General features: G+C 43.2%; 20 protein-coding genes. 15 read left to right on the top strand and 5 right to left on the bottom strand.

The window, feature by feature from the left end:
* The 4 genes from DWX32_RS18465 to DWX32_RS18480 all read left to right on the top strand — a co-directional run.
* On the top strand, positions 1–1530 hold a 1530-nt coding region (locus tag DWX32_RS18465; RefSeq protein WP_118660834.1), incomplete at its 5' end, for a YodL domain-containing protein.
* 3 nt (positions 1531–1533) lie between these two features.
* Positions 1534–2478: a hypothetical protein gene (locus DWX32_RS18470; RefSeq protein ID WP_118142523.1), complete on the top strand. Its 945-nt coding sequence runs from the start codon at positions 1534–1536 to the stop codon at positions 2476–2478.
* Entirely contained in the window at positions 2475–2687 is a 213-nt protein-coding gene (locus DWX32_RS18475; RefSeq protein WP_005933795.1) for a transposon-transfer assisting family protein, read from the top strand. The genes DWX32_RS18470 and DWX32_RS18475 overlap by 4 nt, the downstream gene beginning before the upstream one ends.
* Positions 2684–3049, top strand: a complete 366-nt coding sequence (locus tag DWX32_RS18480) for a cysteine-rich VLP domain-containing protein (RefSeq protein WP_118142522.1) — start codon at positions 2684–2686, stop codon at positions 3047–3049. Before DWX32_RS18475 ends, DWX32_RS18480 begins: the two co-directional genes overlap by 4 nt.
* 144 nt (positions 3050–3193) lie before the next feature.
* Here DWX32_RS18480 and DWX32_RS18485 read toward each other — a convergent pair whose 3' ends face one another.
* The 5 genes from DWX32_RS18485 to DWX32_RS18505 form a co-directional block, all read right to left on the bottom strand.
* Positions 3194–3487: a hypothetical protein gene (locus tag DWX32_RS18485; RefSeq protein ID WP_021423282.1), complete on the bottom strand. Its 294-nt coding sequence runs from the start codon at positions 3485–3487 to the stop codon at positions 3194–3196.
* Between the two features lie 38 nt (positions 3488–3525).
* Entirely contained in the window at positions 3526–3804 is a 279-nt protein-coding gene (locus DWX32_RS18490) for a helix-turn-helix domain-containing protein (RefSeq protein ID WP_118142521.1), read from the bottom strand.
* 60 nt (positions 3805–3864) lie between these two features.
* The gene (locus tag DWX32_RS18495) at positions 3865–5214 is read right to left on the bottom strand and encodes a relaxase/mobilization nuclease domain-containing protein (RefSeq protein WP_118142520.1); all 1350 of its coding nucleotides are present in this window, start codon (positions 5212–5214) and stop codon (positions 3865–3867) included.
* Complete coding sequence (locus DWX32_RS18500) at positions 5175–5504, bottom strand: plasmid mobilization protein (RefSeq protein ID WP_025578758.1); 330 nt, start codon at positions 5502–5504, stop codon at positions 5175–5177. Before DWX32_RS18500 ends, DWX32_RS18495 begins: the two co-directional genes overlap by 40 nt.
* Before the next feature lie 244 nt (positions 5505–5748).
* Positions 5749–6120 (bottom strand): helix-turn-helix domain-containing protein, encoded by a 372-nt coding sequence (locus DWX32_RS18505; protein ID WP_032509130.1) that lies wholly within the window; start codon positions 6118–6120, stop codon positions 5749–5751.
* A 160-nt stretch (positions 6121–6280) separates the two neighbouring features.
* Between DWX32_RS18505 and DWX32_RS20305 the strand changes: the two genes are divergently transcribed.
* The 11 genes from DWX32_RS20305 to DWX32_RS18560 form a co-directional block, all read left to right on the top strand.
* Positions 6281–6469, top strand: a complete 189-nt coding sequence (locus DWX32_RS20305) for a helix-turn-helix domain-containing protein (protein WP_021421430.1) — start codon at positions 6281–6283, stop codon at positions 6467–6469.
* Positions 6462–7160: a response regulator transcription factor gene (locus DWX32_RS18515; RefSeq protein WP_118142519.1), complete on the top strand. Its 699-nt coding sequence runs from the start codon at positions 6462–6464 to the stop codon at positions 7158–7160. The genes DWX32_RS20305 and DWX32_RS18515 overlap by 8 nt, the downstream gene beginning before the upstream one ends.
* Before the next feature lies 1 nt (position 7161).
* A complete protein-coding gene (locus tag DWX32_RS18520; protein ID WP_021421429.1) occupies positions 7162–8085 on the top strand; it encodes a sensor histidine kinase in 924 nt (307 codons plus the stop codon).
* 105 nt (positions 8086–8190) lie between these two features.
* The gene (locus DWX32_RS18525; RefSeq protein WP_021421428.1) at positions 8191–8958 is read left to right on the top strand and encodes an ABC transporter permease; all 768 of its coding nucleotides are present in this window, start codon (positions 8191–8193) and stop codon (positions 8956–8958) included.
* A gap of 15 nt (positions 8959–8973) precedes the next feature.
* Positions 8974–9897 carry an ABC transporter ATP-binding protein gene (locus tag DWX32_RS18530; protein ID WP_021421427.1) on the top strand — a complete coding sequence of 308 codons (924 nt, stop codon included), beginning with the start codon at positions 8974–8976 and terminating at the stop codon, positions 9895–9897.
* On the top strand, positions 9890–10621 hold the full coding sequence (locus DWX32_RS18535; RefSeq protein WP_021421426.1) for an ABC transporter permease: 732 nt from the start codon (positions 9890–9892) through the stop codon (positions 10619–10621). Before DWX32_RS18530 ends, DWX32_RS18535 begins: the two co-directional genes overlap by 8 nt.
* Before the next feature lie 8 nt (positions 10622–10629).
* Positions 10630–11367, top strand: a complete 738-nt coding sequence (locus DWX32_RS18540; protein WP_118142518.1) for an ABC transporter permease — start codon at positions 10630–10632, stop codon at positions 11365–11367.
* Between the two features lie 463 nt (positions 11368–11830).
* Positions 11831–12271, top strand: coding sequence for an RNA polymerase sigma factor (locus DWX32_RS18545; protein WP_021421424.1), 441 nt, complete (start codon positions 11831–11833; stop codon positions 12269–12271).
* Positions 12252–12512, top strand: a complete 261-nt coding sequence (locus DWX32_RS18550; protein WP_005933821.1) for a helix-turn-helix domain-containing protein — start codon at positions 12252–12254, stop codon at positions 12510–12512. Before DWX32_RS18545 ends, DWX32_RS18550 begins: the two co-directional genes overlap by 20 nt.
* 432 nt (positions 12513–12944) lie before the next feature.
* Positions 12945–13148 carry an excisionase gene (locus DWX32_RS18555; protein WP_118142516.1) on the top strand — a complete coding sequence of 68 codons (204 nt, stop codon included), beginning with the start codon at positions 12945–12947 and terminating at the stop codon, positions 13146–13148.
* 79 nt (positions 13149–13227) lie between these two features.
* The coding region (locus tag DWX32_RS18560; RefSeq protein ID WP_133145961.1) for an integrase DNA-binding domain-containing protein at positions 13228–13328 on the top strand (101 nt) is incomplete at its 3' end.

Below are 13328 nucleotides of genomic sequence, written 5' to 3' on the forward strand. Positions count from 1 at the left end.
GATATGAACAGCTTTTCCGATTATAAGCAAGGCAGCGCGACGGCTGAATACAGGCATTACGTTGATGAAGCCGTACAGCTTGCAGAAAGGCAGAAACAGCGGGTAGACCCGATGTACCATGATAAAATCGACAGCCTGCTTGACACCTACGCCCGGAAACTGGCGGCGAACATGAACAAAGGCTATGAGATTGACGCGCGTGTTCCCTCTATCCTGATTGCGGGCGGCTCTAACTTTCCCACAAGGAAGAAAGAAAAGCAGAACGCAGCCCGCGACAGCAATTACCGGGAATGGCAGGACATACAAGGACTTCTTGATAAAATCCGCAGCACCGGCATGGGCGGTATCAGCGCAGACGACCCGCAGGCAGTACAGAAGTTAGAAAAGAAACTGGAAAGCCTTGAAAAATCGCAGGAAACCATGAAAGCCGTAAACGCCTATTACCGCAAGCATAAGACCCTTGACGGCTGCCCGCATTTACCGCCGGAGGAACTGGAAAAACTGAAAGCGGACATGGCGAGCAGTTGGCATTTGGAGGACAAGCCCTTTGCGACTTGGGCGTTATCCAACAACAGCGCAGAAATCCGGCGTGTAAAAGACCGTATCAAATCCCTTTCACAGCAAAAAGAAATCGGTTTTGTGGGTTGGAAATTTGACGGCGGCAAGGTGGAAGCAAACACCGAAGCAAACCGCCTGCAAATCTTCTTTGAGGATAAGCCGGACGAAGCCACGCGGGAAGCCCTAAAAAGTAATGGCTTCCGTTGGTCGCCAAAAGCAGGGGCATGGCAGCGGCAGCTTACCAGTAACGCCTACTATGCGGCTGATTATGTCAAAGCGATTGCACCCCTTACCGGGGAAAAGCCTACCGAGTTACAGCGGGCGCATATCCGGCAGCAAAAGGTAGCTGCACAGGAACAGGAAGCCCCACAGGACAAAGACACCTTTTCCATTTATCAGATAAAAGACGGGAACGAAACAAGGGACTTGCGCTTTGAACCTTATGACCGTCTGACTACCACAGGACAGCGGGTAGACCCGAAAAACTATGCGCTTGTCTATTCCGCACCTCTTACGCCGGGGACTTCCCTTGAAGATATTTACACCCGCTTTAATATCGACCACCCGAAAGATTTTAAGGGACACAGCCTTTCCGTTTCCGACGTGGTGGTGCTTCATCAGAACGGGCAGGACACCGCCCACTATGTAGACAGCTTCGGCTATAAGGACGTGTCGGAGTTTTTGCAACCGGAAAACTATCTGAAAGCTGCCGAGCAGACCACCGAGCAAAATTACAATATGATTGACGGGCAGATAAACAACACCCCGACCGCTGCGGAACTGGAGGAAAAGGCGAAAGCCGGGGAACAGATTTCCCTTGCAGAATACGCCAAAGCATTGAAAACCGATAAGGAACGCGGCAAGTCTGCCAAACAGGAAAAGCCCTCTATCCGGGCGCAGCTTAAAGCAGCGAAAGAACAGACGACGAAGAAACAGGCAAGACAGAAAACACAGGATTTGGAAAGGAGCTGACCTATGAAGTTACAAAAATTTGAAAATGTGGACGTTATCGCTTCCCTTGAAGCCATAATGAAACAGAATACCGCTTTTTATCAGAGCGATTTTGACATAGACAAACAGATTTTACAGAAAGCGGCGGTAAGCCCTGTCCCGGAGGACAAACGGCTTTTGTGGTTTTCCCGCCCGTCCGGGACGTGCTGCTTCCGGGAACGGGACGTTTTTCTAAAGGATACAAGGCAGCATAATACATGGCGGTTTTACGGGGAACAGACCCGCGATACTATCCTTGCCTATGCGGTGGAACTGACAGGCACAGAGCAGGGAAAAATCAAGGGCAATCTTTATGAACTGGATTATTTGCAGCATTTCCGGGAAGTAATCGAAAAATCAATCCCTGCCGACAACTACACGCTGATTTATGAGCATGGGGAGCTGACAAAGCCTGCCGGACAATATTTTGACGGGGACACTGACCCGCAACTTGGAAAGTTTATACGTTTTGAAGCACAGCCAAACGACCCGGAAGCCTTAAAAAGCCTTTTGAGGGAACAGCAGAAAAAACGAACACCGCATACGCAGAGGGATTTTCAGTTACATATCGCCGCCCTGCATGACAGACGGATTGAAGCAGAAGCCCGCCGGATTGTGGAAAATGTAAAAGGGCTTGGGGAACCGGACAGCCCCGAAAAGACCCATTGTGCGGTAGAACTTTCTCCCTACTTTGTTCCACTGGCAACGGATAAGGATATGGAACGGCTGCTTTCCATGCTCCCTTACAAAAGCCTTTCCTTATCTACGTTGGAGGGCAGGCATGGCGTTTATGCGCTGATAGATAAAAGCGAGAGGAATAAAGAGATGAAACAGTCCCCTCCCTCTGTCCGGGCGCAGTTACAAACAGAAAAATCCCAAAAAGTCCCGAAAAAGACAGCAAAAACAAAACATCACGAATTGGAGGTATGAGCATGATTAGACTGACCGTTGAAGAAATGAACCTGTTGAGTATTTACCATGAGGGAAGCAAAGCACAGCTTATGGAAAATATGACGGCTGCGCTGCCGTTCATGGACGAGGATATGCGCCCCTTTGCAGAACGCACCTTACAGAAAATTTCCCCACTAACAGAAAACGAGTATGCGGAGCTTGCCATTTTCGCCGCTGATGAAGTATGACCAGGAGTAAGCGGCTCACGCCGCCACAGAGCCGGAAAGTCAACAGCCTTGTAAAAAAGGAGTGCTGCAACTGCGAGCGCGGACACTGTATCTTACTGGACGACGGGGAGGAATGTGTCTGCCCGCAGCTTATTTCCTGTTCGCTTTTATGCAAGTGGTTTCAGATTGCCGTACTTCCTCTTGATAAGCTGCTGTATGCAGAGCTTTTCAAAACCGAGGACAAAAAGCGTTGTACCGAGTGCGGCACATTTTTTGTATCAAAATCAAATAGCGTCAAATACTGCCCGGATTGCCGGAAACGCATTACCCGCAGACAGGCAGCGGAGCGCATGAGGAAACGACGTGCGGCGGTTACGCAATAAGGGCGAAAAAAGCCTTGATTTACAGGGCATAAACGGCGTGAAACTGGCATAGGCGATACAGAATACCTTTTCCCTTGAAATCAGGGTTCTACTGCGTAACAATTTAAAATTAGTACCTATAAAAGAACAGGGTGCGGGAGGTCATTACTGGCTTCCTGCGCCCTGTTCTTTTTGTGTCTGACTGTCTTTATCCTGCATTTCCGGCTTCGGCTGTAATTCTTTTTCTATCCGGTTCCGGTAATGGGTTTTCCTGCGGTAAAAATATTTTGTTACTTCCTGTTCCGGCAGCCATATCCCCGCAGCTTCTATCCGTTCCATAACAGCGGCAACGATTTCCCGGTTGTTGCGTTTATGCGGCTCCTGTCCCTTTTCTATCCAAAGGCGGCGGTATTCTTCATAAAGCCATGTACTGATAGTTTCTTTTTGCCGTTGTTTCAAATGTCGAAACTGCTTATCTGTCCGCAGCAGCTTCCCGTCTACCTTTTTATGATTTTTTTGTCCCGATTTCTTTTTTCCTCTCTTTCCATTTCTTCAAGGGGAAATTGGGGGAGGGCTTCTATCAGCTTCATTGTGATATACTGGCGCATATCTTCATCAATTTCCAGTTTGAATGTTCCGTCCGGTTGACGTTTCTTTACAGTTGCCTGCCTGTCGATTTCGTCCTTGTAGCACATAAGCACCTTTTCCACCGCCCATGTTTCTCCGGTAACGGCGGCGCGTATGGTTTCATAATCGGGTATCGTTTGGTCTGCCATGTTTTCACGCTCCTGTCTATATTGGAATACCTTTATCCTACCACGCTTTTATAGATATTTCTACTGTAAGCGTTCGGTTTCCCTGCCCCGTTCCGGTTCTTTTTCCAGTCTTAAAATACTGTCTATGTTCTGTTTGATAACGTCGTATTCCTTGACCTGTTTTTTCAACTTGCCATAATCAGTGTAAAGGGCTTCTTTCTGCGCTTGGAGCTTCCCGTATTCTTCCTGCATGGCGGCAAGATTGGGGAGCTTGGTAACACCCGCCGCTTTCAATGCCTTTGCCGCCGCTTCATGGAGTATCAGACTGCTTTCCTGCTTTGCCCGGTATGTGTCCTTATCCTTTGCCCTGCGGTATGCTTCATAGACGTTTTTTGTTTTTTGGTAGGTGGTAACGTGCTTCATCAGCACCGCCATATCCGCAAGACGCTTCTCCACACCCTTTAATGCGTCTGCTGTCTTTTCATTTTCCGCATTTACGTCCTCAATCCGACTGACTAAATCTGCATACTGCTCAATCTTATGTTCCGTCAAGAAATTCATAGTCTTTGCAGCCAGTTTCAGATTATGGATTTTCGCCCACTGTTCATAGCCCCGGCTCTCTTGTGCCTTGATACTACTTTCAATGTCGATAAGCAGCGATACGCCGCGCTGCTCTTTGGGAGCTTTCGCTGCCTTTGTGCGCTTGCCTGCAATCCGTTCTTTGATTGCTTCCTCTGTATAATCTGCACCGAGGGTTTTTAAGCGGGTAAAGCGTTCCTGTCCGGGAGCGCGGCAGGAGATATATTTTCCCGGCTTTATCTCATAGCCCGCCGCCTGTAACCGCTGCAATAATTCTTCAAAACTTGCTACTTGGGGGATAAGTGTATCAACGGCAATTTTTAGCTTGCCTTTCCAACTTGTTCCCGTCTTTTCCGCTTGATATTCTGCATAGCTTTTTCCCTTACTGCCTTTACCCGGAATGACAACGGACAGCCCGTTTTCCATGCACAGCTTATCGCTCATGTTCCGTATGCCGTAGTAACTGCGCTTATTGGAATTGTACTTATGGTAGTCAACAAAGTTGACCGCGCAAAAAATGATGTGGTTATGGATATGCCCCTTGTCTATGTGGGTAGTTAGGACGTATTCGTGCTGTCCCTTTGTTACTGCGTCGGCAAGCTGCTTTCCGATTGCATGGGCTTTCTCACAGTCCACCTCTCCCGGTTCAAACGATTGTATCAGATGAAAGGCTAAGTTGTTCCCTTTCTGCCGAGCCTGCGACAAAGTATATTCAAACTCAATATCTGCCGTTTCATAGCTGCACCCAAAAGAGGACACAAGTGTTTTCCCGTCTGTCTTATCCGGGTTTTGGATATAATCAAGGGCTTTGCTCAACGTGCTTTTAATAGGCTTAATCTTTGTAACCGCCATATCTCCGCAAGCACCCCCTTTATTTCCTCTATGTCCTCTTGGTAGACGCTGCCTGTCGCATTGACGCGCTTTGCAATCTGATTGATGTTGACCCCGATTTTCTGTATCTCCGCTGTCATGGCTTTTATATCGCTATGGTCTGTCTGAATGATATAGCCGTCAATGGCAATCTTGCGAAGATACGCCGCCATGTTTTGGGTAGGAACGAGCTTCATTTTCTGCTCAATCAACGCCCGTTCTTCCTCTGTTACATAGAATTTGATTTGTACTTTTCTTTTGCGTCCGTTCATGCAATCGCTCCTTTCCGCTTTGAGGGTTTGGGACACTTCCCAACAAGCAATTTTCAACCGACGCACCGCAGGGCAAGAGGGCGAAAATACGGAAAAGGGTACTCTTTTCCTATGCTTGCTAAGAAAGTTTTTATCTTTTATGCCCTTATTTCCCTCTACGAAGAAAAAGCCATTTTGCCGAACTTATACAAAAGAAAAACGCTGTAATCTCAAAAAAGATTACAACGCTTCCGAAAATCCATATTCAATTTTGCCGGACGTTTTTATTGTCCTCTTTTTCGACTTCTGAAATTTCCTTTGCGGTTGCTGTTACAATCCGTATGCCGTTATCGCTCATATCATCAAGGAGAGCGTCGAGCTGCCGCCGCTTTGTATCTTTTCCGGCGGGCGTATCTAAAAGAAACTGGTCTACGGATATATTGTAACGGAGCATAAGCTCAAAAAAGATTTGCAGACTGGGGTGTTGTCCTTTATTTTCAATATTCGCAAGGTAGCGAGGGGAAATATACATTTCATCACTTACCTGTTTACGGCTTTCCTTGCGTCCCGTCCGCGCAGCTTTTATTGCTTCTCCAAATGCTTTGAAGTCATATTTTTCTACTGGTCTTTTTGCCATATTTATTCACCCAGTTACATTTTACTGTTCCCCTTTCTTCTTGGATATGTCTATACAGTTCCGCTAATTAGCCATAATAATTCATATCTGTATACTTGCTATTGTTCGTGTATCCGACTATAATTATACTGATATGATTTGTAGAAAGGACTTTAGTGTTATGGAATATATGTCTTGCCCCGAAGCAGCGAAGAAATGGGGGATTTCTGAACGACGTGTACAGATACTTTGCAGAGATAACCGCATACCGGGTGTTTCAAAGCTTGGGTATATGTGGTTGATACCAAAAGACGCAGAAAAACCGATTGATGGGAGAACAAAACAAGGAAAGGAGCTGCACCATGAATAAAGTTTTGATTATAGATGATGATAAAGAGCTTTGCGCTCTTATGAAAAAGTGTATAGAGCAGGAAAAATTATCAGCCGTAACTGTATATAACGGTATTGAGGGGGTTCGTCTAATTGATGAAAATAAAGATAGCTATTCCCTTATTATTTTGGACGTAATGCTGCCGGATATAGACGGGTTTCAGATTCTCCAAAAAATTAGAGATAAAAGCAATATCCCGGTGCTTATGCTTACTGCAAAAAGCAGCGAAGAAGATAAGGTTTTCGGTCTGCGACTGGGAGCAGACGACTACTTGACAAAGCCATTTGGTATTAACGAGCTTTTGGCGCGTGTCAATTCCCTTATCCGGCGATATACCACCTTAAACCCCTTTACGGCAGACATAGACAGCATATCGTTGAAAGATATGGTAATTGACAAATTAAATCGTACAGTTACGGTCAAAGATATTCCCGTTTTGCTTACAGGAAAAGAATTTGATTTACTTCTCTTTCTTGCTTCCAACAAAGGACGAGTATTTACCAAAAAACAAATTTATTCACAGGTATGGGAGGAAGAATACGCTTTTGATGATAGCAATATTATGTCTTTTATTAGCAAATTAAGGAAAAAGATTGAGCCAGACCCCGACCACCCCTTTTACATTTTAACTGTCCGGGGTGTCGGCTACCGTTTTAACAAGGAGGCGTAACATGGATATAAATGTTTATCTTTTCATAGTGATAGCCCTTATGCTGCTTATTATTATGTATCTCCTTTTTGTCTTACGGCGTGTGCGGACACAGCTTGCGCTGATAAAAGACGCCTTAGAGGATATAAAGGGCGGGAATTTGAACCGACGTATTTTAGCAGGCGAAAACGATATGACAAAAACAATTTGCTATGACATTAACAAAATAGCAGTAAACAGTCAGGCGCAGCTTATACGGCAAAGACAATCTGAACAGGCATATAAACGGCTGATGACAAGTCTTTCACATGATGTAAAGACCCCGCTTGCTTCTCTTGTAGGTTATCTGGAAGCGGTTGAAAACAAAATTGTTATTGGAGAGGAAAAGGACGAATATATCCATGTCGCACATGAAAAAGCCCACTATATGAAATCCTTTGTAGAAAATTTGTTTGAATGGGTAAAACTGGATTCCGGAGAGCAGATTTTTCATTTTGAAAAATTTGACCTTAACGAGTTATCCCGCAACATTATAGCGGATTGGATTCCCGTCTTAGAAAGCAATCATTTTGAATATGAGTTTGTCATACCCGAAACAGAGTATTTTATTCGCATAGATGTAAACGCATATACCCGCGTACTTAACAATCTTTTTCAAAATATTATTATCCATAGTGCGGGAGATAAAATGGCACTGCATATTTGTGAAGATATACAACAAGCTAAAATTATAATTTCAGATAATGGAAAAGGAATAGCTCCCGACAAGCTGCCACATATTTTTGAAAGAATGTACCAGTGCGACCAGTCGCGGTCTGCAAAGGGAAATGGTTTAGGACTGGCGATTGCGAAAGAGCTTATCAGTGTTCACAAAGGAACCATTACCGCTGAAAACAGCTCTGATAAAGGGACTGTATTTACTATATTGCTTCCCAAAGCCCTGTAAATAATGCGGGGCTTTCCTGTTATAAAACAAGAAAAAAGCAAGGTTTCGGCAAGGTTATGGCAAGGTTGATACTATATAATGGGAGGTAGAAAGGAGGAAAAGACAATGACTATCATTTCTACTGAAATGCTGAAATGGAAACGCAATAAGACAGTCTTAGGTATCTTTATTCTAACTGCAATTTTAGGAATATTCGCAGTTGAACGTGCTTTCAGTATATCAAGAAGTAGCTCACTAATGAATAGTTTTAGTGATTTATACACATTGGCATTTAAGAACCTTACAAGTTTGTTTCTGCCTATTGTGTTGAGTATGTTTGCAACCACATTGTTCTTTGATGAACAGAAAAATGATACCTTAAAAGGACTTCTGATTATTCCGATTTCCAAAACGCAACTTTATTTTTCAAAGATAGCAGTGGTAATTTTTATGTCATTAGCACTATGTCTGCTTACTTTTGCAATCTGTATTCTTGGCGGCTTTCTTGCAGGCGGCTTTACAGATTTGAATACGGAAACAATTTTACAGGCGGGATTATTATTTTTAGCCGGTGGCGTGTTAGTTCCACTTGCAATGCTCCCCGTTATTTTTTTAGCAACATTGGCAAAGGGATATGTTCTACCGATTGGGGCTGCATTACTTTATCTTGTGCCTGTCGTGCTTATTCCGTCGGGGATTATGGGACTGCACCCACTGGCGAGTGTTATGGGAATTTATCCCTATATTTCATCTGACGCAGCAGAAATGGTTAAGAAATGGGCGGGAGGAATAGAAATAACTATATCTCCGAATATCTGTTTAATTTCTCTTTTGGTAATTGGAAGTATTTCAGCCATTGTTTCCGTACTTGCATTGCGGAAACAGACCTATTGAAAGTGAGGATATATGATGAATAAATATGTAATTGAAACAAAACAACTGACAAAAACTTATGGAGAGCAAACGGTAGTCAATTCTGTTAATATCCATGTGAAACAAGGACAGATATATGGGCTGTTGGGACGTAATGGGGCGGGTAAAACCACAATTATGAAAATGATTTTGGGGTTGACCGATATTACTTCCGGCGAAGTAGACGTATTCGGTCAAAATATCAAAGGGAGGGAAAAAAGAGTATATCCCCGGATTGGTGCTATTATTGAAACACCCGGCTTTTATCCGAATTTAACAGGTACGGAAAACTTGGAGATATTTGCAAAACTGCGCGGTACTGCTGCGCCAAATGCAGTAAAAAACGCCTTGGAGATTGTCGGTCTGCCTTATCGGGATAAAAAATTGTTTAGCAAGTATTCTCTTGGAATGAAGCAGCGTCTTGGAATAGCAAATGCTATTTTACATGACCCGGAACTGCTAATCTTAGATGAACCTACAAACGGTCTTGACCCGATAGGCATTGCAGAAGTAAGGGACTTTATTAAGACTTTAAGTATCGAGCGTGGAAAAACAATTCTTATTTCCAGTCATATTCTGTCCGAAATTGCACTACTGGCTGATGACATCGGCATTATTGACCATGGTGTACTACTGGAAGAAAACAGCATGAATGAGCTGCAAAAGAAAAACAGTAAGTATATACTTCTGCAAGTTTCTGATATACCGAAAACTTCTCTTGTTTTGGAAAGGCAGTTTGGGGTTACCGAATATTCCGTACAGGACGAACACACCCTGCGGATTTATGACACTTCGTTGGATATGGCTGCTGTCAATAAAGCTCTTGTGGTACAGGATATAGCTGTTATCAGTTCTCAGCTATGCAATGATACATTAGAGGACTATTTCAAAAAAATCACAGGAGGAGAAGGAATTGCTTAGGCTGATACAGGCAGAGTTTCTTAAACTGCGTCGAAAAAAATTTATTGTGTTAATGCTGTTATCCGCTCTTTTCATGCCACTTCTTGCAGTCTTTTATTTCAGAAGTGCTGATAAAACAGTTATTGAACCATTACAATTTTATAAGTGGACTACATTCAGCTATACAGCTTGGATTATACTTCCTGTTGTATTAGGTTTGGTTTCTACTATGCTCATGTATGACGAAAATCAAAACGATATGCTCAAACAGTTGTGGATTATACCGATTAGCAAGACAGGATATTTTTTTAGCAAATTTATTGTTGTACTGTCTTATTCCGTTTGTTTTATGTTGCTTACAGCCATAGCGTCTGTATTTTTCGGTATGCTTCCCGGTTATATAACCTTTGAATGGAATAGTATCAGTTATCTATTTAAGAAATGTATTGAAATCGCCATACTTACCGCATTTTCCATATTACCACTTTTAGCGGTTGCAGCTGCCGGGAAGAACTATATACTTCCTGTATGTGTGACACTGGTTTACACCTTTCTTAGCTTTATTTTGCTTATGGTTAATATGTACCTACACCCTCTATCCAGTGCAACAGCAATTATCATGCGAGATATTCCCGGTGTTATTTTGGCACAGGAAGTCAATATTCCGGCTGCACTTTTTTGTATCGGTATATGGACTATTGTTTCTATCGTATTTGCGTACATTTCCTTAAAGCATAGAAAGTGAGTGATTGAATGATGAAAGAATTGATTTGGGCAGAACATCAAAAACTCCGACGTTCAAAAATTGTGTTGGTCGCCATATTCGCAGTTATTATGGTTGCAATTATTGTTTTTACTCAAGGGCAGTTTTCTTTTGGGGAAAAACGCTATATAGATGACGCAGGGTGGTTTATGAACGCAGCACAGTCTTTAGCAACTTTTTTTGTTCTTCCTGCGGTTATTGCACTTTTTGGGAGCTATATGATTTGTCGTGAGGAACAAGAAGATACTATTAAATCATTACGTTTAATTCCTATAAGTGAAGCTAAAATGACGATTGCAAAATTACTTATTACTTTTGCATTTAGCGTACTCTTTTATTTGCTGCTTTTCGGCATTACATTTTTAGTTGAAGTTATTTTGCATTTTAGGGGCTTGTCTATCAAAATGATTTTAAGTTTTTTCAAAATCTATTTACTTGACGGCATTGGAATTTTCTTTGCTATTGCACCTGTTATTGCGGTTGTATCAAGAATAAAGAAAGGCTATTGGCTTGCTTTGATTTTTACAGTAATTTATTCTTTTGCAGGATTATTCACAAGTATATCCGATGTTCTTTCGGCTTGCTATCCTATTACTGCTACATTCAATATTTCCGGCTATTATTCTGCCACCTTTGGAGAAATCATTATTAGCCTTATGAGTTTGTTCTTTTGTGGATTGTTTTCTGTCTTGATTTTAACATCTAAAAAAACAATCAAAAATAAGTAATGATACAACCAACATCTGCCGGACGACGGCAAAGAAAAAAAGCCGTCGCAGAGCAGCCATATTTTCACGCGCCTATTCTATTTCGGCGGCTTTGATTTTCAGAGCCGCCGTTTCTTTTTGTCTGTACGACGACCCTTAACCATGTAGACATGGCGGCTTTAGGAGGTAGCCGCCATGAGTTATAAACCACATCAACAAATTCTTACATTCTTTGATTTATCAAAAAAAGCCCGACCGCCACCGGGGATATTCCTACCCTTAGATATGAACTATTAAATCATCTAAATACTTTTTATTGTTCCTATGCGCCTGTCCGCGTTTTTTTGCGGACGGGCGCATTTTGTATGCTTAAAAAAATTTTTGAAAAAATTTCCGAAAATATTTGGCATTTTTTCAAGGCTCCGTATTACCCCGCGAAAAGGGGGAAGCACCACCAACTTTCAACAAGAAAGGAGGTGAGAATGTGGAACCTAATAGCAGGGAGTTTTATAAGCAATGTTCTTTTCAGAAGTATTGCAATGCGGTATTGCACAATGAAGCGTGCGACGCTCATAGAGAGCTTCGTACACATAAGGCAAAGGAAGTAACCTTTTCCGACATGACCTTAGATGAAGCGCGACAGCTACATACCTTTGATGAATATTTCAAACGGGAAACTGCTGAAACCGTCTTTGAAAAAGCCGGAAAGAAAATCACGCCGAAGCTGCTTCTTGAAGCAATCCGTACTTTGCCGGAAGAAAAGCGCAAAGCCATATTGCTGTATTATTTCGAGGGAATGAGCGATACAGAAATTGCAGAGTTGCTCAATACACCGAGAAGCACAATACAGTACAGACGGACAAGCTCTTTTGAACAATTAAGAAAATATTTGGAGGAAAATGCTGATGAATGGGACGAATGGTAATCAACCCGGCTACCCGGAAAATGCCCTTGTTCCTTATCCTGTCATTGTGGCAGCGACAAAGGGCGACCCGGACGCTATGAAAATGGTCTTGCAGCATTTCAGCGGTTACATAGCCCGTTTATCCATGCGAAAGTTATATGACGAGCGTGGAAATGTTTATTTTGGTATAGACAACGACATTCGGGAACGGCTGCAAGCCAAACTGATGATGGCTGTCCTCAATTTTAGAACAGAGAAATAACCGCAATCGGCAGTGGAACGTCTTTACTCCCCCTTTTCCGTTCCGCTGCTAATGCGGCAGCACAGCCATTTTGAACCTTGACAAAGAAAGCGGCGCAAGAAAACGGCGGCGCAGCATAAGGCAAATCGGATACGTTCCTTTTGTGCCGAGCCATACGGCGGGTGCGCCATGACCTTTCTCCTACGGGAAAAGCGAGCGAACAACACCACCGCTGCAAAGCAAGTGTAGCAACTTGCGGGCGATAACGCACAGAATACATAATGATACTTCCTTACAGCCATAGTCCGAGCGTTAGAAGCGTCGCAGGCAATGGGTAGGGCTTCGGCAGACCGCCGGAGGGGTGCAAGTCCCATGAGGTTACGCTAATAGCCGTCCGATTAAAGCCTATGTTACAAATTGACTTTTGACCCATTAAGAAAGGGGGACGACAAATTGAACAATAACGACGTGCCGATTTGGGAAAAGTACACGCTTACCATAGAAGAAGCAGCAAAATATTTCCGTATCGGAGAAAGCAAGCTGCGGAAACTGGCAGAAGAAAATCCCGTCCCGGACTGGGTAATGATGAACGGAAACCGTATTCAGATTAAGCGTAAGCAGTTTGAAAAAATGATTGATATGGTGGACGCAATCTGATAGTGAAATCGAGCCTTGAATGTGGTACAATGTAGTCAAGCATATCAAGGCTCTTTCCATTATGGAAAGGAGCATAACGATGTCGGAAAAAAGACGGGATAATAAAAATCGTATTCTCCGCACCGGAGAGAGCCAGAGAAAAGACGGGAGATATGCCTACAAATATATAGATACCTTTGG

It is taken from the genome of Blautia sp. AF19-13LB, assembly GCF_003479105.1.
Classification (GTDB): domain Bacteria; phylum Bacillota; class Clostridia; order Lachnospirales; family Lachnospiraceae; genus Fusicatenibacter; species Fusicatenibacter saccharivorans.

Coding starts and splice junctions, on each gene's coding strand:
- DWX32_RS18525 (WP_021421428.1), top strand. CDS start 8,191: ATGACTATCATTTCTACTGAAATGCTGAAATGGAAACGCAATAAGACA.
- DWX32_RS18505 (WP_032509130.1), bottom strand. CDS start 6,120: ATGGCAAAAAGACCAGTAGAAAAATATGACTTCAAAGCATTTGGAGAA.
- DWX32_RS18540 (WP_118142518.1), top strand. CDS start 10,630: ATGATGAAAGAATTGATTTGGGCAGAACATCAAAAACTCCGACGTTCA.
- DWX32_RS18550 (WP_005933821.1), top strand. CDS start 12,252: ATGAATGGGACGAATGGTAATCAACCCGGCTACCCGGAAAATGCCCTT.
- DWX32_RS18530 (WP_021421427.1), top strand. CDS start 8,974: ATGAATAAATATGTAATTGAAACAAAACAACTGACAAAAACTTATGGA.
- DWX32_RS18515 (WP_118142519.1), top strand. CDS start 6,462: ATGAATAAAGTTTTGATTATAGATGATGATAAAGAGCTTTGCGCTCTT.
- DWX32_RS18490 (WP_118142521.1), bottom strand. CDS start 3,804: ATGGCAGACCAAACGATACCCGATTATGAAACCATACGCGCCGCCGTT.
- DWX32_RS18480 (WP_118142522.1), top strand. CDS start 2,684: ATGACCAGGAGTAAGCGGCTCACGCCGCCACAGAGCCGGAAAGTCAAC.
- DWX32_RS18470 (WP_118142523.1), top strand. CDS start 1,534: ATGAAGTTACAAAAATTTGAAAATGTGGACGTTATCGCTTCCCTTGAA.
- DWX32_RS18495 (WP_118142520.1), bottom strand. CDS start 5,214: ATGGCGGTTACAAAGATTAAGCCTATTAAAAGCACGTTGAGCAAAGCC.
- DWX32_RS18520 (WP_021421429.1), top strand. CDS start 7,162: ATGGATATAAATGTTTATCTTTTCATAGTGATAGCCCTTATGCTGCTT.
- DWX32_RS20305 (WP_021421430.1), top strand. CDS start 6,281: ATGGAATATATGTCTTGCCCCGAAGCAGCGAAGAAATGGGGGATTTCT.
- DWX32_RS18475 (WP_005933795.1), top strand. CDS start 2,475: ATGAGCATGATTAGACTGACCGTTGAAGAAATGAACCTGTTGAGTATT.
- DWX32_RS18500 (WP_025578758.1), bottom strand. CDS start 5,504: ATGAACGGACGCAAAAGAAAAGTACAAATCAAATTCTATGTAACAGAG.